The following is a 25,056-nucleotide window of genomic DNA, read 5'->3' on the forward strand; positions in this document are numbered from 1 at the left end:
TCAATGTAAACAAATGATTAGCCATGTTATAAAATAGGCTCTGTTGTTTTGCACCAAAACGACTTTTAATAGTGTTATGAGACAAAATTACCTTTGTCGGATGGCGCTTCGCTTATCCGACCTACATTTAAAGATTACATATTCACCACGTCAGGTATTAAAGCATTGACGTAGGTCGGATAAGTGGCGAAGCCATGCCATCCGACAATTAATTTATGAATATAAATAAGCGTTTATTTCGTTAGTATAGCTCTGCCAGCAAACGCTTCTCGTAAAAACCAAAGCTTTATAAGATCTCTACCACAACATATTCGTGGGCTTTACCTGCAATTGTTAACGTAATTTCATCATCAATCTGTTTATTTAATAATTGCTTACCCATTGGTGCGCCGGGTGTTACAACAGCAATTGCATGTTGTTTAACATTTACGGTTAAACCACCTGCTGCAGGGCCTAAATAAAACCATTTTTGCGCTGCGTTATCATCTTCTAAACACACCAACGAACCGATAGCTATTTTGTCGGTTGGCTTTTCGTTAAAGGCAGGCTCAAACAATTCTATGCTTTTATAGCAATCGTTTACGCGCTGGGCTTGGCCTTGTGCTAAATAAGCGGCTTCGAGCCCTAGGGTATCGTATTTGTTTTCGGCTATGTTTTCTTCATGTGTGGCGGTGTCGTGCGCGGTTTTTGCCGCTACTTTTGCTGTTGTAAGCTGCGCTTCTAGCGCAAAGCGAAGATGTTCGATAACGTGGGTTTTATTCATGGGGATTAGTACAATACAGGCAGTAAAAATAAGGCAGTTAGTTTAACATTTTTGCTAGGCTTAAAACCATTGTTTTAAACCCCCGCAAGTTTGGTGGGAATACTAGCGGGGCTTAAATTAGCATTAAACAAGCAAAGAGCTGTTGGTTGGTGCAGCTCTTTGCTTGTGCTTTATTAAAACCTTATGGCATATCTAATAATGTCTGCGTGTGGGCATCTACTTTAACTTCGTAGTTTTTAGCGCTTAAGCCCAATAGCTCTGGCAAAGTTGCCGCTATACAAATAGACGAGAACGTACCCACTACAATGCCGGTAAATAATGCAATAGCAAAGCCTTGCAGTGGTGCACCTGCAAGTAACCAAACGCTGGCAACCGTTGCAAGTGTGGTACCCGACGTTATTAAGGTGCGCGTTAGTGTGCTTTTAATCGCATTATTAATAATAGTCGCTGGGCTAAGTATATTGTTTGATTGAACACGTAAAAGCTCACGCACTCTATCCCCTACTATTATTGAGTCGTTAAGTGAGTAACCAATAATAGCCAGTAAACTTGCCAGTACGGTTAGGTTAAATTCAATTTGTAATAGTGAAAATAACCCAAGTACGAGTATTAAATCGTGCACTAGCGCAACCACAGACCCTACCGCTAATCGCCATTCAAAACGCACTGCAAGGTAAATCATTACCGCAATCATTGCAGCAAACATGGCTAAACAGCCTTGATCAAATAACTCATCGCCCACTTGTGAGCCAATATAAGCTGACGATAATACCTGTGCGTTTATATCATCGTTTTGTGTAACAGCGCTTTGCCAATCAAGGCTATTACCTGTTGTTGATGCACTTGGCGCTTCTCTTAATTGAAAATGACTATTACCTTGCGCGGTTAGCTCAAACTCACCGTTGTGATTTTTAGCAATAAACGATTGAAGCTCTTTTAGTTCAACACTTTGACTGGTTGTAAACTCAGTTAAATAGCCGCCGGTAAAGTCTAAGCCAAAATTTAAACCTTTTTGCGTAAGCGTAAATACTGATAGCAGCACTAATATGGCGCTTAAAAGCATGCCCATAAAACGTAAACGTGTACCCTTTTCACCTTTCAAAAAAGTGTTAAGCATGTGCTTTTACTCCTGCTTTTTTACCCATTTTCAAATACAACGTTTGGCTTAATATTTTTGATACGTACACACCTGTAAATACAGATGTTAAAAGCCCCAGTGCCAATGTAATGGCAAAACCTTTAACGGGCCCATAGCCTATGCCGTATAAGATAAGTGCGGTGATCATGGTGGTTATATTGGCATCAAATATTGTATTTGCGGCTTGTTTATATCCCTCTTGAATAGCTTGATATGGTGCACGGCCTTGGCGACGTTCTTCTTTAATGCGTTCAAATATTATTACGTTAGTGTCTACCGCCATACCTATGGTTAGCACCAGACCTGCAATACCCGGAAGCGTTAACACAACCCCTGGTAATAATGACATTAAGCCCACAAGCGACGTTAAATTTAATATAAGTGCTACGTTTGCAATAAGGCCTAAACGGCGATACCAAAGCGCCATAAATGCAAGCGTAATACCCATGCCTAACATAAGCGCGGCTAAGCCATTACTAATATTTTCGCTGCCGAGGCTTGGCCCTATTGTTTGTTCGTGCACAATTGTAACGGGTGCTGTAAGCGAGCCTGCACGTAATAACAATGCTAGATCGGCTGCCGCTTGTTGGCTTTTCATATTGGTAATACTAAAACGCGAACTTAAATGCTGAGCAATATTGGCAACATTAATAACTTCGCTTTTTTTAACTACTTCACCTTTAGCATTTTGAGAATACTCAGAGTAAACCGTCGCCATTGGCTTACCAATATTGGCTTTTGAAAACGCCGACATTGCATCCCCTCCTTGGCCGTCTAGGCTTAGCTGTACCAATGGTTTACCCCAATCGTCGCGGCCTATGTTTGCATTATTAATATGATCGCCTGTAAAAATTGGCACAGGATCGAGCTTTATCTTTCCGCCCGATTGCATATTAAATGTTTGCCCGCCAATTTCTTTTAATTGATAAAAACCAAGCGATGCTGTTGCACCAATAATACGTTTTGCTTCGGTTGGATCTTGCACGCCTGGTAGCTCTATACGAATGCGGTGCTTTCCTTGGCGCTGTGTTACCGCTTCGGTAATGCCTAACTCTTCAATACGTGAACGAAGGGTTGTGAGTGTTTGCCCCATTACTTCTTTATCAAAGCTGCTGCGGCCTTGCTCCGAATAACTAAATTTGGCAGTTTCAACGCTGCCGTTATTGCTTGTTACAACGGCTAAATTAGCAAACCGGCTTTGTAGCTCTTCAATAACGGGGGTTAACTTGTCTGTTGCATTAGGCAATGCGTTTATTTCAAACCCGTGCTGAGTTTGCTGCGCTTTTACGCCATGTGCTTTTTGCTTAATAATGATTGATTTAGCTTGTTGATACGCACTGACTAACTGCTCATCAACGGCTTTATCTAAATCTACGTCTAATACAAATAGCACACCGCCATTTAAATCAAGGCCCAGCTTTATTGGTGATAAACCAAAATTTTGTAACCATGTAGGGCTGGTTGCATGCTCAACAATTTTAACTTGCGTGTTTGGGTATTGCGCTTTTATAGCCGCTTGTGCCTGAGCGCTTTTAGTTGGCTCGTTTAAAAGTACATTAATAGTTGATTGCTTATCTAAACCCTGCTCAACCTCTAACCCTTGGTTATTTAAAAAAGTAACTAGCGTTTTAGTGCTCGGTAAAGATTGCGTTTCACTGTGCGGAGCAGCACTGATGTGCAACCACGATTTATTTGGGTATAAATTTGGTAATGCGCTGATAGCTAATAAAACCAATACTATTAGCATGGCTATATAGCTTAATTTGAACTTAGCCGTAGACGGTTTTTTGTCTTTTTTAAAACTTAACATGTTGAATCCTTATTGCCAGCAAAGCTAGCAACGTACTTTTTAAAAGCACAATTAATCTGCAGGCTAAAACTTTAAAAGTTAAAACCTAATAAAATTAAATAAGGAAAATTAAGCGTGGTAGGTAGTTACAGCTCTGTAGAGTAAATTAACGTCTTTCCAGCCACTCAAGCGCGACTTTTTACTATTAGTTACAAGCGTATACCAAGGCTGTATAGGATTAATCGCTCTTGGTCGTAAGAATATATGCCTAACAAGATTTTGAGCAAAAAATTCAAAAACCACATCGTATTCTGGCTCACTTTGAACAGTGTGCAAAAACAATGATGAATTATTGGCAGTTAACCTTGGTTGGTGCGCGTCAAAATCGGTTTGATGCGTTTTTTTATGCTGCGCAGTATCTACAGACTTACTAATAGGCTGTATTTTAGTTAAATCGGCAATATCAGTAAGCGAAACCTGCGTACTAACAGTAATATTTAAATTTTGTGAGGCGCCCATAGCATTGCTCTGCACACTAAAAAGTGCAGCAAGTAGTAAAAAGGCAGTTAAAAACACTCTAAATTTAAACATTCACGTTTTAAAACTAAAATAAGGGATGCGTAGTATATAAGGGCAAGCATTTAAAATACAATGCTTATTAATTAAGTATTTAGTTTTAACAGAGATCACTAATGCGCCCCAGACAAAGCACAGAAAAACGCCCCGACGCCATGAATTTACGCCAAAGTGTAAAAACACTGTGGCCCTACCTTACAAAATTTAAAGGCCGTGTTTTTATTGCACTTATGGCGCTTATAGGCGCAAAAGGTGCCACTTTGTTGATGCCGTGGGCACTTAAAAAAATTATAGACTCGGTAGATAAGTCGATTAACCCACTGTTAGTTATCCCCGCTTTATTGTTATTGATGTACGGTGCACTGCGTTTTGCTAGCGTATTTTTAGGTGAAATAAGAGATGCTGTATTTTCTCGGGTAACCGAGCACGCTATGCGTGATATTGGTTTAAAAGTATTTAAGCATTTGCACTCACTTGAGCTGGCTTTTCATTTAGATAGGCAAACTGGCGGTATTAGCCGCGATATAGAACGCGGTACTAGTGGGTTAAGTTTTTTAATGCGCTTTTTAATGTTTAACATTGTGCCTACTTTGTTTGAAATACTGACCGTTGCGATTATTTTTGGCACGTTGTTTTCTGTTTGGTTTGCGCTGATTACATTATTGGCAGTCGCCATTTATATTACCTTTACTGTGGTGGTTACTCAGTGGCGAAACCGCTTTATTAGAGAAGCAAATGCTGCCGACAATAAAAGTAATACCCGCGCAATAGACAGCTTGCTTAATTATGAAACTGTAAAATATTTCAATAATGAGCAGTTTGAAGCCAAAACGTACGACACCTTTTTAGCAAACTGGGAAAAAGCCCGTTTAAAAAATAGAATGTCGTTGCTCGCCCTCAACTCAGGCCAAGCACTTATTATTGCTTGTGCTATTACCGCGTTAATGTGGTTGGGCTCAACCGAGGTAGTTGCAGGTACGCTTTCTATTGGTGAACTAGTGATGATCAACGCGTATATGATTCAATTGTTTTTACCGCTTAACTTTTTAGGCTTTGTGTACCGCGAAATAAGACGCGCGCTAACCGACCTTGAAAACATGCTTGGGCTACTTAACAAAAAACCACAAATAACCGATGCACTTAATGCTAAAGAGCTCAATATTAGCCAAGGTGAAATAACATTTAATAATGTAAGTTTTAGTTACGATGCGCATCGCCCTATTCTTAATAATCTTAGCTTTAGTGTTAAAGCAGGCAGCAAAGTAGCTATTGTTGGTGCCAGTGGGGCTGGTAAAAGCTCATTGGCGCGACTGCTTTATCGTTTTTATGATGTAAGCGCCGGTGAAATTAGTATTGATAATCAAGCAATAAACTCAGTAACACTTAATAGTTTACGAAAAGCCATTGCAATAGTGCCGCAAGACACCGTGCTGTTTAACACCACCCTTCGTGAAAATATCGCTTACGGTAGACCATCAGCAAGCGATGCTGAAATTGACGAAGCCATTGCTATGGCGCATTTAAAAGACTTTATAGGCACACTTGATAAAGGCGATAAAACACTGGTTGGCGAGCGCGGTTTAAAAGTATCCGGCGGCGAAAAACAGCGTATTGCCATTGCCCGCGCCATTTTGAAAAAGTCCCCTATTTTAATTTTTGATGAAGCAACATCTGCACTCGACTCTCATTCTGAGCAAGCAATTCTCGCAGCAATGCGTGAAGTTGCCAGTAACCATACGAGTATTGTTATTGCTCATCGGTTATCTACTATTACCGATGCAGACACCATTATTGTGCTCAAAGCCGGACAAATTATTGAGCAAGGTAAGCACGATGAGTTACTTACACTCGCCGGAGAATATGCCCGTATGTGGGAGCTTCAGCATAAAAAATAAATAGTGTGTGCCCCCTCTTAGCTCGGATACTTTTAAGTATTCGAGCTAAATAAAGCGTTTATAGAACCTATTAGCCTTTCTCTTTTCTCCTATATTAGCTTTATCGAGCACTGTGGTGATTCACCTCAAAAGATTTGTTTGTCTGATTAATATCAATAACAATCGATAAGTTAAATATTCGTAACAATAAAAATGATTCACTGCTGCTTTAATTCAATCAGTGATACTCAGGAGTAAGTAATGAAAAAGAGTTTAATTGCCGCAGCATTAGCTGCCACATTTATTACAGGTTGTTCAGAGCCGCAAACAACAAAAATAGACGAGCAACAACCTAAAGTAACTACAGCAACAGTGACAGAAAAAGCAGAGTTAGGTAGTTTTGGTGTTGATCTAACAGCTCGTAACGAAGCAGTGAAACCAGGCGATGACTTTTTTATGTATGCCAGCGGCACGTGGTATGACAACTACGAAATGCCTGCAGATAAAACCCGCTATGGTGCATTTTCTGGATTAGCTGAGCGAAGCGAAGACGATGTTAAAGCTATTATTGAAGAAATAGCCGCACGTAAAGATTTAAACGCAGAAGAAAAACTCGTTGCTGATTTTTACAATGCGTATATGGATACCGAAACACTTAATAAACTCGGTGTAGCGCCTATTAAGCCATTGTTAAGTGAAATTAGTGATATAGCGTCAACTGACGATTTAGCTGAGATGTTTGGTAAGTCTTGGTTAACCGGTAATAAAGCCCCTTTTGGCGGCGGCATGTGGTTTAATCGCCTAGACCCTAATAAATATGAAATGTCACTAGGTGCTGGTGGTTTAGGTTTACCAGATCGTTCTTACTACCTTGAAGACGCTGAGCGCTTTGTAAAAACCCGTACAGCTTATGTTGCTCACATTGCTGACATGCTTGAGTTTGCAGGCACTGAAAATGCAACTGAGCGCGCTCAAGCTATTCTTGACCTTGAAACCAAAATTGCACAAGGTCACTGGCCTCGTGAAAAGCGCCGTAATCGCGATTTAACCCTAAACCAAGTTGAACGTGACGATTTAAGCACTGCTTACCCTGGCTTTAACTGGGATTTATACTTTGCGCAAACAGGTTATAAAGTACCTCAGTTAAATGTATCTCAGCCTGAGCCAATAAAAGCGATGATTGAGCTAATCAATCAAGAAGATATTGCAGTATGGAAAGACTACCTAACGTATCACGCTATTAGCGGTAACGCAGGTTTACTATCAGAAGACGTATTTAATACTAATTTTGCTTTTTTTGGTAAAGAACTAAACGGACAACAAGAGCCTCGCCCTCGTTGGAAACGTGCAATAAGTGAAATGTCAGGCACAAGTTCGCTTGGTTTTGCTATTGGTAAGATATACGTAGCGCGTTACTTCCCTGAGTCGTCAAAACAACAAATGTCTGAGCTGGTTGAAAACCTACGTACAGCTCTTGGTGAACGTATTGATAACCTAGAGTGGATGGGCGATGAAACTAAAGTAAATGCGCGCGCTAAACTGGCTGCATTTGTACCAAAAATTGGTTACCCCGATGTTTGGCAGTCTTATGAAGGTTTAAGCATTACTAAAAACGATTTGATTGGTAATGTGAAAAACATGCGTGAATTTTTTCATGCAGAAAGTGTTGAAAAAGAGCTACAAAAAACAGACCGTAACCGCTGGGGCATGACGCCACAACGCGTAAACGCTTACTACAATAGCTCGTTTAATGAAATTGTATTTCCGGCTGCGATATTACAACCGCCGTTTTTCGATCCAAATGCCGATCCGGCTGTAAACTATGGCGGTATTGGCGCTGTCATTGGTCATGAAATGGGTCATGGATTTGACGATCAAGGTTCAAAATCTGACGAAAACGGTGTGCAACGTAACTGGTGGACTGATGCTGACCGCGCTGCATTTGACAAAAAAGCCGATCAACTGGCTGTGCAGTACAGTAAATACGAGCCAATAGAAGGTAACTTTGTTAATGGTCGAAATAGCCTTGGCGAAAACATTGGTGATGTAGGTGGGCTATCAATGGCTTATCACGCGTACAAGCTCAGTTTAAATGGTAAAGAAGCGCCTGTTATTGACGGCGTTACTGGCGATCAGCGTTTCTTTCTTGCGTGGGCACAAGTATGGAAAGAAAAACGTACTGAGCAAAGCATGCTTAACCAACTGCGTGGTGGCACACATGCCCCTGGTCGCTTTAGAGCACAAGCGCCGCGTAACCACGATGCATGGTACAAAGCGTTTGATGTAAAACCAGGCGATGCGTTATACCTTCCTGAAGATGAGCGTGTACGTATTTGGTAAGTAACACTTACTTTTTGTTACTTAGTAAGGCAACCTGTTATACAGGTTGCTTTTTTATTGAATTAAATTTACACATAATAGATATAATTCCAACGTCTAGAACCCTCGATGATCCCATTAATAAAATACAGTTTACATGGCTTTTAAACGTTACCGTTTTAATCTGTTTTAATACTTACTAGCCCTTGAATGCATTTACCTTTAGAATACGCATTATAATTTTATTCTATTATTTACATATATTAAGGCGAAACGCAGATGGGAAGAGCTTACCAAAACAAAAAAGATTCAATGGCTAAGACTGCGGGTGCTAAAACTAAAGTTTATTCTAAGTACGGCAAAGAAATTTATATTTGTGCAAAAAACGGCGGTGTAGATCCAGATGGTAACTTATCATTGCGTCGTTTAATTGAACGCGCTAAAAAAGACCAAGTACCAGCACACGTTATTGACCGCGCAATAGACAAAGCAAAAGGCGGCGGCGGTGAAGACTACGCAGCAACACGTTACGAAGGTTACGGCCCTGGTAACTGTATGATTATTGTTGACTGTTTAACAGACAACAACAAGCGTACCTTCGCTGATGTACGTGTTTGTTTTACCAAAGCAAATGCTAAAATTGGCGCTCAAAACTCTGTTTCACATTTATTTGATCACCTTGCTATTTTTGTATTTGACGGTGCTGACGACGAAGCAGTACTTGAAGCTCTTATGATGGCTGATGTTGATGTAACTGACGTAGAAGTAGATGACGGTAAAGTTACTGTTTTTGCTCCTCACACAGAGTACAACAATACACGTACAGCGCTTGAAGAAATGGGCGTGACTGAATTTGACGAAGACCTAATTAGCTTTGTGCCACAAATTGAAACGCCGATTGAAGGTGAAGACGTTGAAGTTATGGAACGCTTTTTAGCAATGTTAGAAGATTGCGACGACGTACAAAACGTTTACCATAACGCGCAATTCTAAATAGCAATTTAGTAAGTTAGAACGACTTTAAGCCAACAGCTATGTTGGCTTTTTCATTTTTAGAACATGGTATTAATATGAACTCCCTTAAAGAGCTTAAAAGTGGCAAACTTGTTGGTGCTACTCGCCTGCAATTAGTAGAAGAGCTAACAATATTCCCTGAAGAAATATTTAGCTTAGCTGACACGCTTGAAGTTCTCGATTTATCAAATAATAACTTATCAACACTACCTGATGAATTTGCCTGTTTAACACACCTGAAGCGTGTGTTTTTATCGTTTAACCAGTTTAAGCATATTCCTAAAGTGCTCGCTAAATGCCCTGCTTTAATTATGATCGCGTTTAAAGGTAACCAAATTTCTGAATTTGCTTTAAACAGCCTGCCAAAAAATATTGAGTGGCTAATACTCACCGATAATACGTTAAGCGAATTACCTGAAGATTTTGGTAATTACACCCAGCTTAAAAAGCTTGCGCTTGCAGGCAATCAACTTAAGCAACTACCAAGTAGCATGGCGCAGTGTAAAAACCTTGAGCTTGTTAGGCTCTCTGCTAATAACTTAACACACGTAGACGACTGGCTGTTTGAATTACCAAAACTTGCTTGGCTTGCGTTTGCCGGTAACGATTTTAATAAAGCCCAATGCCTTACAAAGTGTAGCTTAGAAAATAAGCCTCTTAACGATTACACACTTAGTCATGTTATTGGCCAAGGTGCATCGGGCGTTATTCATTTAGCACAAGCTATTGAAAGTGCTGTAGCGATTAAATTATTCAAAGGCGCAATTACCAGCGACGGCTACCCGCTTGATGAAGTAAATTGCTGCTTACAAGCAGGCGAACACGCTAATTTAATTAAAGTACTTGCCTACATTGAGCAAAGTGATCAGCTAGGTTTAGTAATGGAGCTAATAGATAAAAACTTTGCTAATTTAGGCCTGCCTCCAAGCCTTGAAACCTGTACGCGTGATACCTTTAATGATGATTGCCATTACTCAACTCACGCTATTTTAAAAATTGCACAGCAAATGGTAAGTACCTTACATCACTTGCATATTTGTAAAGTAAGCCATGGCGACGTGTATGCGCATAACACCATGATAAACAAAGATGCTGATGTATTATTTGGTGATTTTGGTGCAGCCACAAACTTAGCCATGTTAAGTGATTATCAACAAAAGCAAATCGAGTTAATTGAAGTACGTGCATTAGGGTGTTTAATTGAAGACTTATTAGGCACGGTAACTGGCGATGATAAACAAAGTGAGCTCTTTGTTAATATGTCCAATATGGCAAAATGTGCCATGCAACCTACATTAAATCAAAGACCTACATTTACTGAGTTATTAGCAGAGCTAAAATAAATTTAATATTAATAATATAAGCGAGCAAAATGTAACATCTTACTCGCTTTTATTTTATGTTTATTCGGATTTTCCGTACTTATTTAGTGCGCTTAAACGGGTAAACCTGTTGTTTAAGCATACCTACGGGCATGTAATCCCCGACTACACCATACGCTTGTGGCCACTCTTTTTGGCCTTTAACAGCAGTACCAAACACATAATCTAAAAACGAAAAATGTGCAGCGTAATTTCGGTCAATCGCGGCTTTATCTGACGCATGATGCCAATGGTGAAACTGCGGTGTAACCATAAAATATTTTAGCCAACCAAATTTCACACGCACATTTGCATGGTTAAACACAGCCTGCAAACCCACAATTATTACGTACAAACTAATTATTTGCTGTGAAAAACCAAGCACAAATATAGGCGTGAGCACTAAGCTGCGCGTTACGAGTATTTCAAGAATATGCTGGCGAGAGCCCGCTAACCAATCCATTTCTTTAGCACTGTGATGTACGCCATGAAAGCGCCATAATAAAGGGACTTCGTGATAGGCACGATGCACCCAATACTGCATTAAATCAGCCACGAGTATTATTAAAAACAACTGCACTATAAAGGGTGTTTGCTCTATATAACTTTGTACTGTAGATGATACAGCCCAGCCAAAGCCATAATGCACAAAGTGGTTAGTAACGAGTAATACAAAACCAATAATTAAATGATTTACAAAAAAGTGGTTTAAATCGCCTCGCCATTCGCTACGTAATATTTTTTGCTCTTTACGATGAGGTAATAACTTTTCAATCACAATAAATATAAGTGTTGAGCCGAGTAAATCTAAAATAAACCAATCAAGCCCTATATAAGGTGTATCAGAAGCAAATTCGTTTACTTCAACGTTTGGTCCGCCAAACATAATAGCGAGTAAAATAAAAAACCACGCTGTAGCCCCTAAACGCTTATTGGTATTACGTACAAAGTTAAGTAATCCTAAACTGCCCGAGACCAATAATGATGCAAACATAAGCTGACGTAAAAAGTCGACGCTGTAGCTTTTTCTCAGCTCTGGTGTGGTTAAATATTCAGGAAAGTGAAACGCTAATACGCCTAAGCAACTCAGTATTGCTAAAAAGCAGGCTATGTAGCCACTTATGTTGCCCTCACCTATCTGAAGATGATTTGTGCGAAATACTTTTCGCGATAGAGCTCTGATCATTTTTATTATTCCTTGCGTCGTTGAGTTGATTAAATACAACGAAATTCCATTGATTTACACACCCACATATTAACAAAATTTAGGGTATAAAAAATACAAATAGTTCCCTTCTAATTTTGAATTGCAAATATACAGATAAACTAAACGCAAAAAAGCCACGCAATGCGTGGCTTGGTTGGATAAAGCTAAACTTTTACAAGGTCAATTATAAGTACTGACCTAATGCTTTAACTTGGTCTAACATGCGGTTTGAGAAACCCCACTCATTGTCGTACCAAGCCATTACTTTAACTAGTTTGCCATTGGCTTTAGTTTGCGTTGCATCAAAGATAGACGACGCTGGGTTATGGTTAAAGTCGATAGAAACAAGCGGAAGCTCGTTATATTCTAAAATACTCTTCATTGAACCCGTTGATGCTTCTTTCATGATTGCATTGATTTCTTCTGCAGTCGTATCACGCTTAGTGATAAACGTAAAATCAACTAAAGAAACATTGATTGTAGGTACACGTACCGACATACCATCTAATTTACCAGCAAGTTCTGGTAATACTAAACCTACAGCTGCCGCAGCTCCTGTTTTAGTTGGGATCATAGATTGAGTTGCACTACGCGCACGGTATAAATCTGGGTGGTAAACGTCAGATAAGTTTTGATCGTTGGTGTAAGCGTGAATAGTCGTCATGCTACCTTGCTCAATACCTACTGTGTCGTTAATTGCTTTTGCAATTGGCGCTAAACAGTTAGTAGTACAAGAAGCGTTAGAAATGATATTGCTGTCAGCATTAATTACGTCGCTGTTTACACCATGCACTACTGTTGCATCTAAACCAGTACCTGGAGCAGATACGATTACTTTTTTAGCGCCTGCAGTAATGTGCTTAGCGGCGTCATCACGTTTAGTGAAAAAACCAGTACATTCTAAAACGATATCTACGTTTAGCTCTTTCCACGGTAAGTTTGCAGGGTCACGCTCTTGCGTTAACGTAATTACGTCATCCCCAATTAGCATAGTGTTGTTTTCAAGTGTTACTTTTTTTGAAAATTGACCATGAACAGAGTCATATTGCGTTAAATGTGCATTTACGTTAGCTGGTGCTAAATCGTTAATTGCTACAATTTTAATTTCGCTGTTTTGAGCTGACTCATAAAGTGCACGTAAAACATTTCTACCGATACGGCCGTACCCGTTAATTGCTACATTAATCATTTTAGACTCCTATTTAAGTTCACTTGCTTGGCGAGCAAGCGCTTCAATTGCTTGCCAGTCTTTATTTTCAATTAGTTGTTTATCTAGCATCCACGTACCACCAACACAAATAACGTTGTTAAGCGCTAAATAATTAGGAGCAGTTGCTAGGCTAATGCCGCCAGTTGGGCAAAAAGTAATATGTGGTAATGGGCCACCGATTGATTTAAGCATAGCTGTTCCGCCTGCAGCTTCTGCTGGGAAGAATTTTAAATACTTAAAACCATGCGACGCAAGTTGCATAACTTCACTTGCAGTTGCAGCGCCTGGTAAAAATGGTATATCTGATGTTTTAGCTAAAGCAATAAGCTCATCGCTCACACCTGGACTCACCATAAAATCTGCACCAGCAGCAACCGAAAGATCAAAACTTGCCTTATCTACTACCGTACCAGTACCTACATAGGCTTCAGGTACTTCTGCTTTCATTAGCTTTACAGCTTCTGCAGCAATGGGTGTACGTAGTGTTATTTCTAAGGCTTTTAAGCCACCGTTGTATAAAGCTCTTGCAAGTGGTGCTGCATCTTCTAATTTTTCGATTACAACCACTGGCACTACGGGTGCCGATGCTAAGATTTTTTCAATACTCATTACTTGTTCCTCATTACCCAGTATGGCTAATATTTATTCAAGTCCAAAAGCACTCGCGCCTAAATCGGCACTGCTTACGATATTTCTAAATCCAGTAAATAATTCACGACCTGTACCAAATGTTGCACTTGGCAGGCTAAGCTCTGCTTCACGCTTAGCAAGTTCTTCGTCGCTAACGTGTACTTTTAATATTCCGTTTGGCGCATCAAGCGTCACTAAATCGCCTTCTCGGATTTTAGCAATAACGCCGCCTTCTACTGCCTCTGGTGCTAAGTGAATAGCAGCAGGTACTTTACCTGATGCACCCGACATCCGACCGTCAGTAACAATGGCTACTTTAAAGCCTTCATCTTGAAGCGTTGCCATTACTGGCGTTAACTTGTGTAGCTCTGGCATACCTTTCGCTTTAGGGCCTTGCTCTTTTAGCACGGCAATAAAGTCTTGGTTTAATTCGCCACGAGTGTATGCATCTTGCAGAGCACTTTGTGAACTAAATACTTTTGCAGGAGCAGTAACGGTTTGATGTTCTTCAGCAACAGCTGACACTTTGATAACAGCTTTACCTAAGTTGCCAGTTAGAAGTTGCAGACCACCTTGCTTACTAAATGGGTTACTCACTGGGCGAAGTACTTCTTCATCGTGCGAGTTTGCTGGGCAATCTACCCATTTAACTTTAGTTGGGCCAGTTGAGTCGCTCATGATCAAGCTATCGTCTTTATCCAAACGAGGCTCTGTCATGTATGGTGCTAAACCATCGCCAAGCATTGTTTTAACGTCTGTATGTAAGTAACCAGCGCTTGCTAGTTCTCGCATTAAGAAACCCATACCGCCTGCTGCTTGAAAGTGGTTTACATCAGCTGAGCCGTTAGGGTAAATACGTGTAAGAAGTGGTACAACTTCTGATAAGTCAGACATATCTTTCCACGTAACCTGAATGCCGGCAGCTTTTGCTATCGCAACAATATGGATTGCATGGTTAGTAGAACCACCTGTAGAAAGCAGACCCACTAAACCATTTATAATCGTTTTTTCGCTGATCACATCGGCTAAACACGGGCTTTCTTTATCATCCGTAAGCTGCTTAAGCATTGTCTCTACAGCATTACCTGTAAGGCCATCGCGAAGCTCAGTGTAAGGATTAATAAACGAGCTACCTGGAAGGTGTAAGCCCATTATTTCCATTAACATTTGGTTTGAATTGGCAGTACCGTAGAACGTACACGTACCAGCGCTGTGATAAGACGCACTTTCAGCTTCAAGTAAGTCTTCGCGGCTCACTAAACCTTGTGCAAACTTTTGGCGAATACGTGCTTTTTCTTTATTCGGAATACCTGATTGCATTGGACCTGCTGGTAAAAAGAACACAGGTAAATGACCAAACGACAATGCACCAATTAATAAACCAGGAACAATTTTGTCACAAACGCCTAAACAAAAAACGCCATCAAACACATCGTGCGAAAGAGAAATTGCTGTAGACATAGCAATTACATCGCGAGAAAAAAGTGAAAGTTCCATGCCGTCACGCCCTTGCGTAACACCATCACACATTGCAGGAACGCCACCAGCAACTTGAGCTGTAGCATCGTATTTTGTTGCAATGTCTTTAATTAAATCTGGGTAGTCTTTGTATGGCACATGAGCCGATAACATGTCGTTGTATGAGTTGATAATAGCAAGATTTGGTTGCTCATCAGCCTTTAAGCGTGCTTTGTCATCACTGCTACATGCAGCCATAACATGGGCTATATTTCCGCAACCTAAACCGGCACGAACTCTTGTTTGTTTTTTTGCGTGCGAAATGCGATCTAAATAATCTTGACGGGTATTTTTACTGCGTTCGATAACGCGCTGGGTAACTTCTTGAATACGAGGATGTAACATAATTTAACTCATCTCTATTAGTTAGAGGATAAAGGCTCAGTAGCAACTACAGACTCCACGTAAATAACTGTACTGAGCATCTTTGATTTACCCGTTCAAAGGTACGCTACCAGGGAGCCTCTCACAACAACCCTGACACCGGTGTCACTGTATTAACGCATAGCAATGACACCGGTGTCAACCCCGGGTAACAAAAATAGTTTAATATTTTAACATGACCGAATAATGACCTAATTGATTTTTAGGCACAAACCATGTTTTAGCAAGTTCAGAGTAAAAAAAGCCCGAATAAGCGTCACTCATATTCGGGCTACTGTGAAAGTGTTTTAAACTCACTATTTTATTGCTGAGGTAGACTCGCGTGTAATCAAGCGCGACTCAAGCGTTACCTGATACGGCTGCTCTTGTGGTTGAGCTATGTGTAAAATAAGTTGCGTTACGGCTTGTTTAGTCATTTCTTCAACGGGCTGTGCAATCGTTGTTAACCCAGGCCAAATATGACGTGCAATGGGCGCATTATCAAACCCAGCTATTGAAATGTCATCAGGCACTTTTAATTGGCGCTGAGTTGCTAATTTAAGTACGGCAGCCGCCATGTAATCGTTTGATGCAAATACAGCGGTTGGCCTAGGGGATAAATCTAATATGCTGCGTGCACTATCTACACCTGAGTGATAACTAAAGTTACCCTCCTCGACTAAGCGCTCATCAAATTCTATACCATGGCTTGCAAGTGAACGCCTGTAACCTTTAAAACGTTGTTGCGTGGCACTGTGATCCGGGTGCCCTTTAATAAAGGCTATAGATTTATGACCGAGGTTAATTAAATGCTCGGTAATCTCAAATGCGCCTTGCTCGTCGTTACTACGCACTGAAATTGAATCATCTTGTAGTAAAGCTGAAGCAACTCTTGCATAAGGAATTTTTTTAGATTTTAAAAAAGAAGCAAGCTCAGCAAAATCACCAAAAGGAGGTGTTAGCACAATGCCATCTAATCGAGAAGTTTGTAGTAATTGCTCAATATTATTTATAAGTGCTTCACCACGAAACTCACAAGGGTGTATCAATAAATTATAGTTGTTTTCTTTACACGCTTCTAAGGCGCCCGTTTGCACTCGGGTAATATAACTTTTACTTGGGTTATCGTATAAACAGCCAATAATAAAGCTACGATTTTGAGCAAGACCTCGTGCAATTGGATTTGGGGTGTAATCAAGCTCTTTAAATACCGCAAGCACCTTTTCTCGGGTGGCGGCACTTACATTAGGCTCATTGTTTAACACGCGTGAGACGGTTTTTTTAGAAACCCCTGCATGGCTTGCTACACTATTTATGGTTACTTTTTTCATCTGTCCATTATCCAAATACAACCTGTAAGACCAAAGCCCTATTTGCTATTGTGTAAACACGCAGCAGCGCCAATAAGCGGTATGTTGTCTTGTGTTACGAGTGTTACAGGGATTTGTCCTGCGTACTGCGACATAATACCCTTTTGCGAAAATCGTTCAACAAAACGACTCTCAAGAAGTCTCGCTTGCATACGAGGTAGTATTCCACCGCCAATAAATAATCCACCTAACGCGCCATAAACAACCGCTAAATCACCGGCAACACTGCCAATCCAATCACAAAACTGGTTTAAGGTTGCATCACACACATCACATTCACCACTATTTGCAAGGCTGCTAATTTGTGCGGCATCTAAATTTTTAGCTGTTACACCCTTAACCGCAGACATTGCTTTGTATAAATGCGTTATGCCAGGACCTGAAAAAACTGTTTCGATAGAAACATGGGGATGATCTTTACGTAACTCATTTAATAATAAAGTATCGAGTTCATTAACAGGTGCAAGTGATATATGCCCCCCTTCTGAACTTAGCACTGCGGTAGATTGAGACGTTCTAACTAAGCACGCGGCACCAAAACCAGTACCTGGACCTATAACACCAATGTTTGCGTTATCATCAGCTTGACCTGATTTAACAATGACATTTTGTTTAGGATCTAAGTAAGGGGCAGCGTAAGCAAAGGCAGCAAAATCATTAATGACTTCAAGTTGTTGTAAATCAAAATGAGTTTTAAATTCACTGACGCTAAAATGCCAACCTAAATTGGTTAAATGCACTTGCCCGGCTTTTATTGGCCCTGCAACGGCTAAACATGCGCGTTTGGGTGCAATATGTGGGACTGTTTGTAAATATTGCTCGAGCGCACTTTCAAGAGAACCAAAATTGGCACTAGGAAAAATATTAATGTGCTCTATTATAAATTGGTTAGTCTGTTCATTAAAAGCAGTTATTAAAGCAAAGCGGGCATTAGTGCCGCCGACATCAGCAACTAAGATGGGATCAAATTGGGCAGAAGCGTTTGGGCTCATAGTATTATCTCTTTTGTTAAGCGACTCATGCTTATTATTTTACAATGGTGTACCATTGTTATTTATACTTTGAGCTATCACCTCAAAGTAGCTATCACAGTAAAAAATGCTGCCTATAAAGATATAGACAGCGAATACGTTTTGACAACAAAATGATAAAACACTGACATTATGACACCGGTGTCAGGAATTTATCAATAAAAATATACGTTAATTCACAAAAAGCTTGAAATTATTCATCAATAAACGAAAATGACACAATTATTTATCAATTTAATTAAGTTGTAACAATGAAAGGTAAAGCTACCTCATTTGATATTGCCCACTATGCAGGGGTATCTCAATCGACTGTATCTCGCGCTTTACGTAACAGCCACCTTGTTAATGAAGAAACACGCAAGCGTGTTTTCGATATAGCCAAAAAGCTTAATTATAAAGTTGATAAAAATGCGAGTAACCTTCGCACTCAACAAAGTAGTACGCTTGCATTATTGTTGTTTGAAGATCCTACTTCTGACGAGTCCCAAATAAATCCTTTCTTTTTAGCCATGCTTGGCAGTATTACCCGTGCTTGCGCTAAAGAAGGTTACGATTTATTAGTTTCATTTCAATCGGCCAGTGCTGATTGGCAAGCAGACTATGAAGATAGCCACAGAGCTGATGGCATTATTTTACTCGGGTATGGCGATTACATTGATTACCAACCAAAATTTAACACCTTACTTGAACAAAATACTAAGTTTGTTTGCTGGGGTGCAACGGTAGATAACCGTCCCGATTTAACTGTTTGTTGTGATAACTACGGTGGCGGTAAGCTCGCCGCTGAGCACTTTATTGCGCATAGCAGAACTGATTGCGCTTTTATTGGTGACGCCTCTGATCACAGCCCCGAATTTTTTAGTCGTTTTCAGGGTTTTAAAGATGAGCTATTGGCTAACAACGTTAAAATAAATGAGCGTAAAATGGCTAATGCTATCTCTACTGAAGAATCTGGCTATCACGCAACACGCTCACTAATTGCTAATAATATTAAATTTAACGCCTTATTTGCTGCAAGTGACTTAATTGCTATTGGGGCTATACGCGCACTTAAAGAAGCAAATATTAACGTGCCGAAAGATGTTGCGGTAGTCGGCTTTGATAATATAGCCATTGCAAGTTATGTAAACCCACCACTAACTACAATAGAGCAAAACACCACTATTGCTGGGCAAATGTTAGTAGAGAACCTATTAAAACTGATACGTGGTGAAGAAGTTCAAAGCACCCTGTTGCCTCCTATTCTCATTCCTAGAAAGTCAAGCTGAGCCTTCTCTTTCCATGTATATGCCGATTACATCCATTCACATTCGTTTACAAACAAGAAAACCATTTAAAAACAGACAATTAAAAAAAAATTAGCGAAAAAAATCACTTTTAAGGCCCAAAACTGACTGTTTCAGCACCTATTGCGTAGTTACTCACCATTAACCGCATTTACTATTTAGTTTCAATAATGTAAATTTATTGTGATGCTATATTTCACTTTGTTTAATTTATGATTTATAGCTTAAATAACAATAATATCTCAGGGATTTACATATGTTTAAAACTAAAGCACTATCAAATGCAATAAGATATTCTTTATTGCTAGGATCTGTAGCCTTAGCGCCTAACGCGCTAGCCCAGGAAAATGACTTAAACTCAGACGTTGAACTAGAAGAAGAAGCGCCAGAGCGAATTGTTGTAACAGGTTCGCGTATAAGAAAAGCTGAATTTTCAAATGCATCGCCAATTCAAATTATCAACGGTGACTTATCTCGTGAAATGGGTTTATTTGATGCAGGTTCAATGCTCCAGTCAACCAGCCAAGCGGCTGGTGCTCAAATAGATAATACATTTGGTGGTTTTGTACTAGATAACGGTCCAGGCGCTGCAACAATCGGATTTCGTGGTTTAGGTGCTGAGCGTACTCTTGTACTTATCAACGGTCGAAGAATGGCTCCCGCAGGTGTAGGTGGTGCGCCAACTTCACCTGATTTGAACTTAATACCAGGTGTAATGATTGAGCGTGTAGAGAATTTATTTGATGGCGCATCAACCGTTTATGGTTCTGATGCAGTAGCGGGTGTAGCTAACGTAATATTAAAAAAAGATGTTGAAGGCTTTATTTTTGATGCATCTTACCGTCAACCTAAAGGTGAAGGCGGTGAAGAAACTGTACTTTCGGGTATGTGGGGCAAAACCATGGATAATGGTTTTATCACCGTTGGTGTTGAATATTCAGAACAGAAATCTCAATCTTTAGCTGGCAACCCTTTTGTTAAAGGGTGTGAAGAGCGTATTTGGGAAGCTGAAGATGGCAGTATCGTAACCCGAAACAGTGGCTATGGTCCTGTAGCAAGCGGTGAAGATTCTTGTGACATTTTCCCTCTAACAAACCGTATTAGCGTACCATCTTTCTTTGGTAGTGTTTATTATACACCTGACTTTACAAACACTGGTATTCCAAACTTCAGCGAATCAACTGTACCATCAAGTCTTGAAGGGTTTTTACCTTCATGGGTAGCGGGCGATTTTGATGGCGATGGTATCAATGATGGTGTATTTGTAGATGGTAACGGCGATGGTTTCCGTGACGTTGATTTCCAAGACCCTCTATACGCTTTCCAACAATCTGATTATTACAAAAGTGGTGATTACAGAAGTAAAAATGAACGTATTTCACTAATGCTTAATGGTGAATATAACTTCCAAGATGATAACGATACAACTTTCTACTACGAAGGTTTATACGCTAGTCGTAAATCACCAATTTTTAGCCCAGGTGCACAGATATTCCAACAAGTAGCGGCATCAAACCCATATAACCCTTGTGGAACAAACGGTATTGACTGTTTTGGCGTGTTAGGTGTGGGCCCTGGTGGACCAGAAGCCGTTCAGCCAATCATCAATATTCGTGGTGACCGTGATCAAACTGAGGTTGAAGTTTCACAATATCGTTTAGTTACTGGTGTTACTGGTAATCTTGGTATGTTTGAAAACATCGGTTTAGACAATTGGTACTACGACGCGTCTGTATCGTACAGCGCATCAAAAGGTACTGACCACCGTGTTGGTATTGATGAAGAGCGCTTAATTAACTCATTAGAAACCGCTGTTCTTAATGATGATGGTACTGTTACCTGTGGTACCGGTTCTGATGGATGTGTTCCTGTTAATTTATTTGCAGATAGTATTTATCAAGAAGGTGGCGGTACGCTTTCACCTGAAGAAGCTGCTTACTTATTTATCGACCGCGATATCGAAACTAAAGTAAACCAGTTTGTTTTCAATGCATTCATGGGTGGTGATTTCTTCGCATTACCATGGAACAACGAAACTGTTGCAGGTATCGTTGGGGTTGAATATCGTCGTGATGAAATTGAATCAAATCCAAATGCTGCTGCATCTCAAGGCTTACTATGGGGCTATTTTGCTGACCAAGGCGCTGATGGCTCACGTAACTTAAAGGAAATATTCACAGAAGTTGAATTCCCTTTACTTAAAGGTGTTAAAGGCGCTGAAGAACTTACATTTACAGCTTCTGGCCGTGTTTCTGAAGAATCTTTCTACGATGCAGAATCAACTTATAGTCTTAAAACAATTTACCGTCCTGTTGAGTGGTTTACTCTACGTGCAACAAAAGGTACTTCGTACAGAGCACCTAACCTACGCGAGCGTTTCTTAAACGGTACGTCTGGTTTTAATACAGTTGCCGATCCATGTGTTGTTCCGGAAGATGCTCGTAATATCGACCCATTGAACCCAGGTTCAGCAGCTACATATAATGCAGCTGAAGAAACACGTGATACAGCTGTACTAAACGCTTGTCAAGCATCAGGTATTGATCCAACTACTCTTGGTTTAGGTCAAAATGGAACTGACTCATACACTGCTGCTTACAGCGCTGAGATTGAAACTGGCGGTACAACTGAGCTTAGTGCTGAAACATCAGTGGCTAAAACATATGGTTTTATCTTTGAACAACCGTTCACTGATGCATTTGATTTAACAATGTCATTAACTCGTTTTGATATTGAAGTAACGAATAGTATTGCAGAGCCAAGCGCTGGTTACAGTATTGGTCAGTGTTATTCTGCTGATGGTAATGATGCTTTCTGTAGCCGTATCGGGCGTGATGAAAATGGTCAAATTGATTTAGTTGATGCTAGCTTTATCAATATTGGTTTAATCTCATCTAAAGGTTTTGATTACAATATCTACTTTGAAACAGATACAGTAATTGCAGAAGAAAACCTAGGTATTACACTTGATCTTCAAGCTACTCGCATGACAGAGCAAGTTTTTGACGTGCTTGGTACTATTGATGACAATATGGGCGAGCCAGATTCTCCAGAATGGCGTGGTACCGCTCGCTTACAACTTAAATACTCTGATTTTAGATTTAACTGGGAAACGCGTTTCATCGGTAAAGGTCGTGAAGATGAGGATGATTTAGGTGAATTTGAAGAAGGCACTGCAGGTTGTCGTGGTTTAACTGACGCTAACGGTGAAGCACTTAAATGTCGCCCAGTTGGCTTCACCGATGACTACTTTGTACATAACATTGGTATGACTTGGTCTAACGATGCTTATAAAGTGAACTTTGGTGTTCGTAACGTGTTTAATGAAGCACCTCCTAAAGTAGATCCAAGTGGTTCTTTTTCAAACACTAATATCCCTCTAGGTGTTGGTTATGACACTTCAGGTCGTAGCCCATACATCAGTTTTACAGCTTCTTTTTAATTAGAATTGGCTGAGTAAATATTCAATCCAGATGGCCTAAAATTTTAGGCCATTTTTTTTGAGGGAATAAAAATGAAATTTAAAAAAAGAATATTAGTAGGATTAACCCTACTAGGCCTATCTTCTTTTGCTAATAGCGAAACTGGAGATGCGGCACAAGTAAGCAGTATTGATGCTTTCTCAATGTCATCTGCTATACGCAGTGTTGTAGCATCACCTGATGGTAAGAAGCTTGCTATTTTAAGAGCGACTACTAAAAATGGTGACTATATAATTGAGATAAGAGATCCAAATAACCTAGATGCAGAGCCTGTAAGATTAGGCGCTGATAAAATGCTAATATCTTCAATCCTATGGTTAAACGATGAAAAACTTGGCGTTATGTTTAGGCAAATATTAGAAGATGGAAGTCGCAAATACTGGGTTAATAAGTTTGCAATAACCGATGCAGATGGTAAAGGCGACTGGCTATTACCATTTAAGAAAAAACGAAATGTTCAATTTAATATAATAAATATACTTCCTGACAAAAAAGATGAAGTATTAGTAGAGGTTGATATTAATAATAACTACATTCCAGATGTAGTGCGCTTTAATATTAATACTGGACGAAGCGTTACTGTAATGCGCGGAAATGAAAAAGTATCAGGCTCATTCGTTTCTGACTACGACGGTGAAATAAGAATAGCCCAAGGTTGGAATAAGTCTGATAACGCAATCGATTATTATGCCCGAGATAAAGGTAATGATGATTGGAAAGTAATTAAGCAAGTTAGTCCTAAAAAGCGTGAAAACTTTGAGATTTTAGGGTTTGCGAAAGGTAACCCTAACGAAGTTTATGTTAATGCCAACTTAGGCGAAAATACGACTGGCATTTATATTTATAATATTAAAACAGGTCAGTATTCTGAACGTCAATTTGGTCTTAAGTCTGTAGATACTGATGGTGTAATACTTGATACCGACGGCACCTTACAAGGCTTTCGCTATACAACTAAGCAACCTAAGTTTTATTTCACAGATCCTAACCTACAAGCACTTAACGAATCTGTTGCGTCTTTATTTAAAGGTAAATTTGTACAAATCATCAGTAGCTCTGATAACGATAATGTATTAGTAGTGAGAGTATCTGCTGACGATAACCCTGGCAGCTATTACATTGTTACTAATAAACAGAAGTTAACTAAGATTGGTGATCGCCTTCCGTTTATTGATAAAAGTAAATTAGGAACCGTTAAATATATCTCTTATAAAGCAAGAGATGGACGTAAAATAAAAGCATACGTAACTATTCCTGCAACTAAAGGTCCTTACCCCGCAATAGTACTCCCTCACGGTGGTCCTTGGGTTCGTGACTCTGTTGTATTTGATGACTGGGCACAGTTACTCGCCTATCATGGTTACGTAGTTATTCAACCAAACTACCGAGGTTCTACAGGTTACGGTTTGGAGCATTGGATAGCCGGTGATAATAACTGGGGCTTGAAAAAACAAGATGATTTAGATGACGCCGCACAATATTTAATAGATAAAGGTTTAGCAACAAAAGATAAGCTTGCTTTATTTGGTTGGAGTTATGGTGGTTATGCTGCATTTGCTGCATCTATGCGTGAAAACAACATATATAAATGTGTTGTTGCCGGTGCGGGTGTAAGTGATTTAAGTCGTATCAATGCAACTCTTAACGAAAATCGCTTTTTAAGTATCTTACAACGCCCTACTATTACTGGTGTCTCTCCTGTAGAGCAAGTAAATAAAGTAAATATTCCTATACTGGTTGTACATGGCGATATCGACAGTCGTGTTCCAGTAAAACACAGTAGAGACTTTGTATCTGAGCTTGAAAAGTACAAAAAAGACTTTAAATATATTGAGCTAGAAGATGCTGATCACTTTTCTGATACGCTTTTCTACGATCATAAAAAAGAGTTTTATACAGAGTTGTTATCTTGGTTTGATAATAAATGTGGCCTCAAATAATGTAATAAAAGGGTGGCATTCATTTCATATGAAGAGCACCCTTCATATCAAATCGCCTAATTAGGTGATCTATTTTGAGGTAAGAAAATCGTACTGATAACAAGATAAAAATTTCGTTATCTAGTTATTACCAACAAATAATTAAGTATTATTGCTGATTCATATTAGTTTAAATACAGAATAAC

General features: G+C 39.7%; 17 protein-coding genes. 7 read left to right on the forward strand and 10 right to left on the reverse strand.

Going from position 1 to position 25,056, the window contains the following annotated elements; genetic code table 11:
• Positions 1 to 286: 286 nt before the first annotated feature.
• From H5160_RS01510 to H5160_RS01525, 4 genes are all read right to left on the reverse strand, one after another.
• A complete protein-coding gene (locus tag H5160_RS01510; protein ID WP_007582643.1) occupies positions 287 to 763 on the reverse strand; it encodes a GreA/GreB family elongation factor in 477 nt (158 codons plus the stop codon).
• 181 nt (positions 764 to 944) lie between these two features.
• A complete protein-coding gene (secF, locus tag H5160_RS01515; RefSeq protein WP_182736486.1) occupies positions 945 to 1,880 on the reverse strand; it encodes a protein translocase subunit SecF in 936 nt (311 codons plus the stop codon).
• Complete coding sequence (gene secD, locus H5160_RS01520; RefSeq protein ID WP_182736488.1) at positions 1,873 to 3,711, reverse strand: protein translocase subunit SecD; 1,839 nt, start codon at positions 3,709 to 3,711, stop codon at positions 1,873 to 1,875. The genes secF and secD overlap by 8 nt, the downstream gene beginning before the upstream one ends.
• A gap of 108 nt (positions 3,712 to 3,819) precedes the next feature.
• Positions 3,820 to 4,281 (reverse strand): hypothetical protein, encoded by a 462-nt coding sequence (locus H5160_RS01525; RefSeq protein ID WP_182694981.1) that lies wholly within the window; start codon positions 4,279 to 4,281, stop codon positions 3,820 to 3,822.
• A 101-nt stretch (positions 4,282 to 4,382) separates the two neighbouring features.
• On the opposite strand from H5160_RS01525, the gene H5160_RS01530 reads away from it, so the two are divergent.
• The 4 genes from H5160_RS01530 to H5160_RS01545 all read left to right on the forward strand — a co-directional run bounded on the left by H5160_RS01530 (position 4,383) and on the right by H5160_RS01545 (position 10,816).
• On the forward strand, positions 4,383 to 6,161 hold the full coding sequence (locus H5160_RS01530; RefSeq protein WP_182736490.1) for an ABC transporter ATP-binding protein/permease: 1,779 nt from the start codon (positions 4,383 to 4,385) through the stop codon (positions 6,159 to 6,161).
• 240 nt (positions 6,162 to 6,401) lie between these two features.
• Entirely contained in the window at positions 6,402 to 8,480 is a 2,079-nt protein-coding gene (locus H5160_RS01535) for a M13 family metallopeptidase (RefSeq protein WP_182736492.1), read from the forward strand.
• Positions 8,481 to 8,738: 258 nt separating this feature from the next.
• The gene (locus tag H5160_RS01540; protein ID WP_182736494.1) at positions 8,739 to 9,452 is read left to right on the forward strand and encodes a YebC/PmpR family DNA-binding transcriptional regulator; all 714 of its coding nucleotides are present in this window, start codon (positions 8,739 to 8,741) and stop codon (positions 9,450 to 9,452) included.
• Positions 9,453 to 9,493: 41 nt separating this feature from the next.
• Complete coding sequence (locus H5160_RS01545) at positions 9,494 to 10,816, forward strand: protein kinase domain-containing protein (protein ID WP_404936228.1); 1,323 nt, start codon at positions 9,494 to 9,496, stop codon at positions 10,814 to 10,816.
• Positions 10,817 to 10,895: 79 nt separating this feature from the next.
• On the opposite strand, the gene H5160_RS01550 is transcribed toward H5160_RS01545, so the two are convergent.
• From H5160_RS01550 to glk, 6 genes are all read right to left on the reverse strand, one after another.
• Positions 10,896 to 12,020 (reverse strand): sterol desaturase family protein, encoded by a 1,125-nt coding sequence (locus H5160_RS01550; protein WP_182736076.1) that lies wholly within the window; start codon positions 12,018 to 12,020, stop codon positions 10,896 to 10,898.
• Between the two features lie 205 nt (positions 12,021 to 12,225).
• Complete coding sequence (gap, locus tag H5160_RS01555; RefSeq protein ID WP_002959757.1) at positions 12,226 to 13,230, reverse strand: type I glyceraldehyde-3-phosphate dehydrogenase; 1,005 nt, start codon at positions 13,228 to 13,230, stop codon at positions 12,226 to 12,228.
• 9 nt (positions 13,231 to 13,239) lie between these two features.
• Complete coding sequence (gene eda, locus H5160_RS01560; protein ID WP_002959756.1) at positions 13,240 to 13,860, reverse strand: bifunctional 4-hydroxy-2-oxoglutarate aldolase/2-dehydro-3-deoxy-phosphogluconate aldolase; 621 nt, start codon at positions 13,858 to 13,860, stop codon at positions 13,240 to 13,242.
• 33 nt (positions 13,861 to 13,893) lie between these two features.
• Positions 13,894 to 15,744, reverse strand: coding sequence for a phosphogluconate dehydratase (edd, locus tag H5160_RS01565; RefSeq protein ID WP_182692865.1), 1,851 nt, complete (start codon positions 15,742 to 15,744; stop codon positions 13,894 to 13,896).
• A 335-nt stretch (positions 15,745 to 16,079) separates the two neighbouring features.
• A complete protein-coding gene (locus H5160_RS01570) occupies positions 16,080 to 17,093 on the reverse strand; it encodes a LacI family DNA-binding transcriptional regulator (protein ID WP_182197028.1) in 1,014 nt (337 codons plus the stop codon).
• Between the two features lie 38 nt (positions 17,094 to 17,131).
• A complete protein-coding gene (gene glk, locus H5160_RS01575; protein WP_002959751.1) occupies positions 17,132 to 18,124 on the reverse strand; it encodes a glucokinase in 993 nt (330 codons plus the stop codon).
• Positions 18,125 to 18,414: 290 nt separating this feature from the next.
• Between glk and H5160_RS01580 the strand changes: the two genes are divergently transcribed.
• The 3 genes from H5160_RS01580 to H5160_RS01590 all read left to right on the forward strand — a co-directional run bounded on the left by H5160_RS01580 (position 18,415) and on the right by H5160_RS01590 (position 24,871).
• The gene (locus tag H5160_RS01580) at positions 18,415 to 19,431 is read left to right on the forward strand and encodes a LacI family DNA-binding transcriptional regulator (RefSeq protein WP_024596123.1); all 1,017 of its coding nucleotides are present in this window, start codon (positions 18,415 to 18,417) and stop codon (positions 19,429 to 19,431) included.
• 274 nt (positions 19,432 to 19,705) lie between these two features.
• Entirely contained in the window at positions 19,706 to 22,891 is a 3,186-nt protein-coding gene (locus H5160_RS01585; protein WP_024596124.1) for a TonB-dependent receptor, read from the forward strand.
• 72 nt (positions 22,892 to 22,963) lie between these two features.
• Entirely contained in the window at positions 22,964 to 24,871 is a 1,908-nt protein-coding gene (locus H5160_RS01590) for a S9 family peptidase (protein WP_182736496.1), read from the forward strand.
• Positions 24,872 to 25,056 lie beyond the last annotated feature (185 nt).

Origin of the sequence: Pseudoalteromonas sp. SG43-4, assembly GCF_014164325.1 — a bacterium.
GTDB classification, from domain to species: Bacteria; Pseudomonadota; Gammaproteobacteria; order Enterobacterales; family Alteromonadaceae; genus Pseudoalteromonas; species Pseudoalteromonas distincta.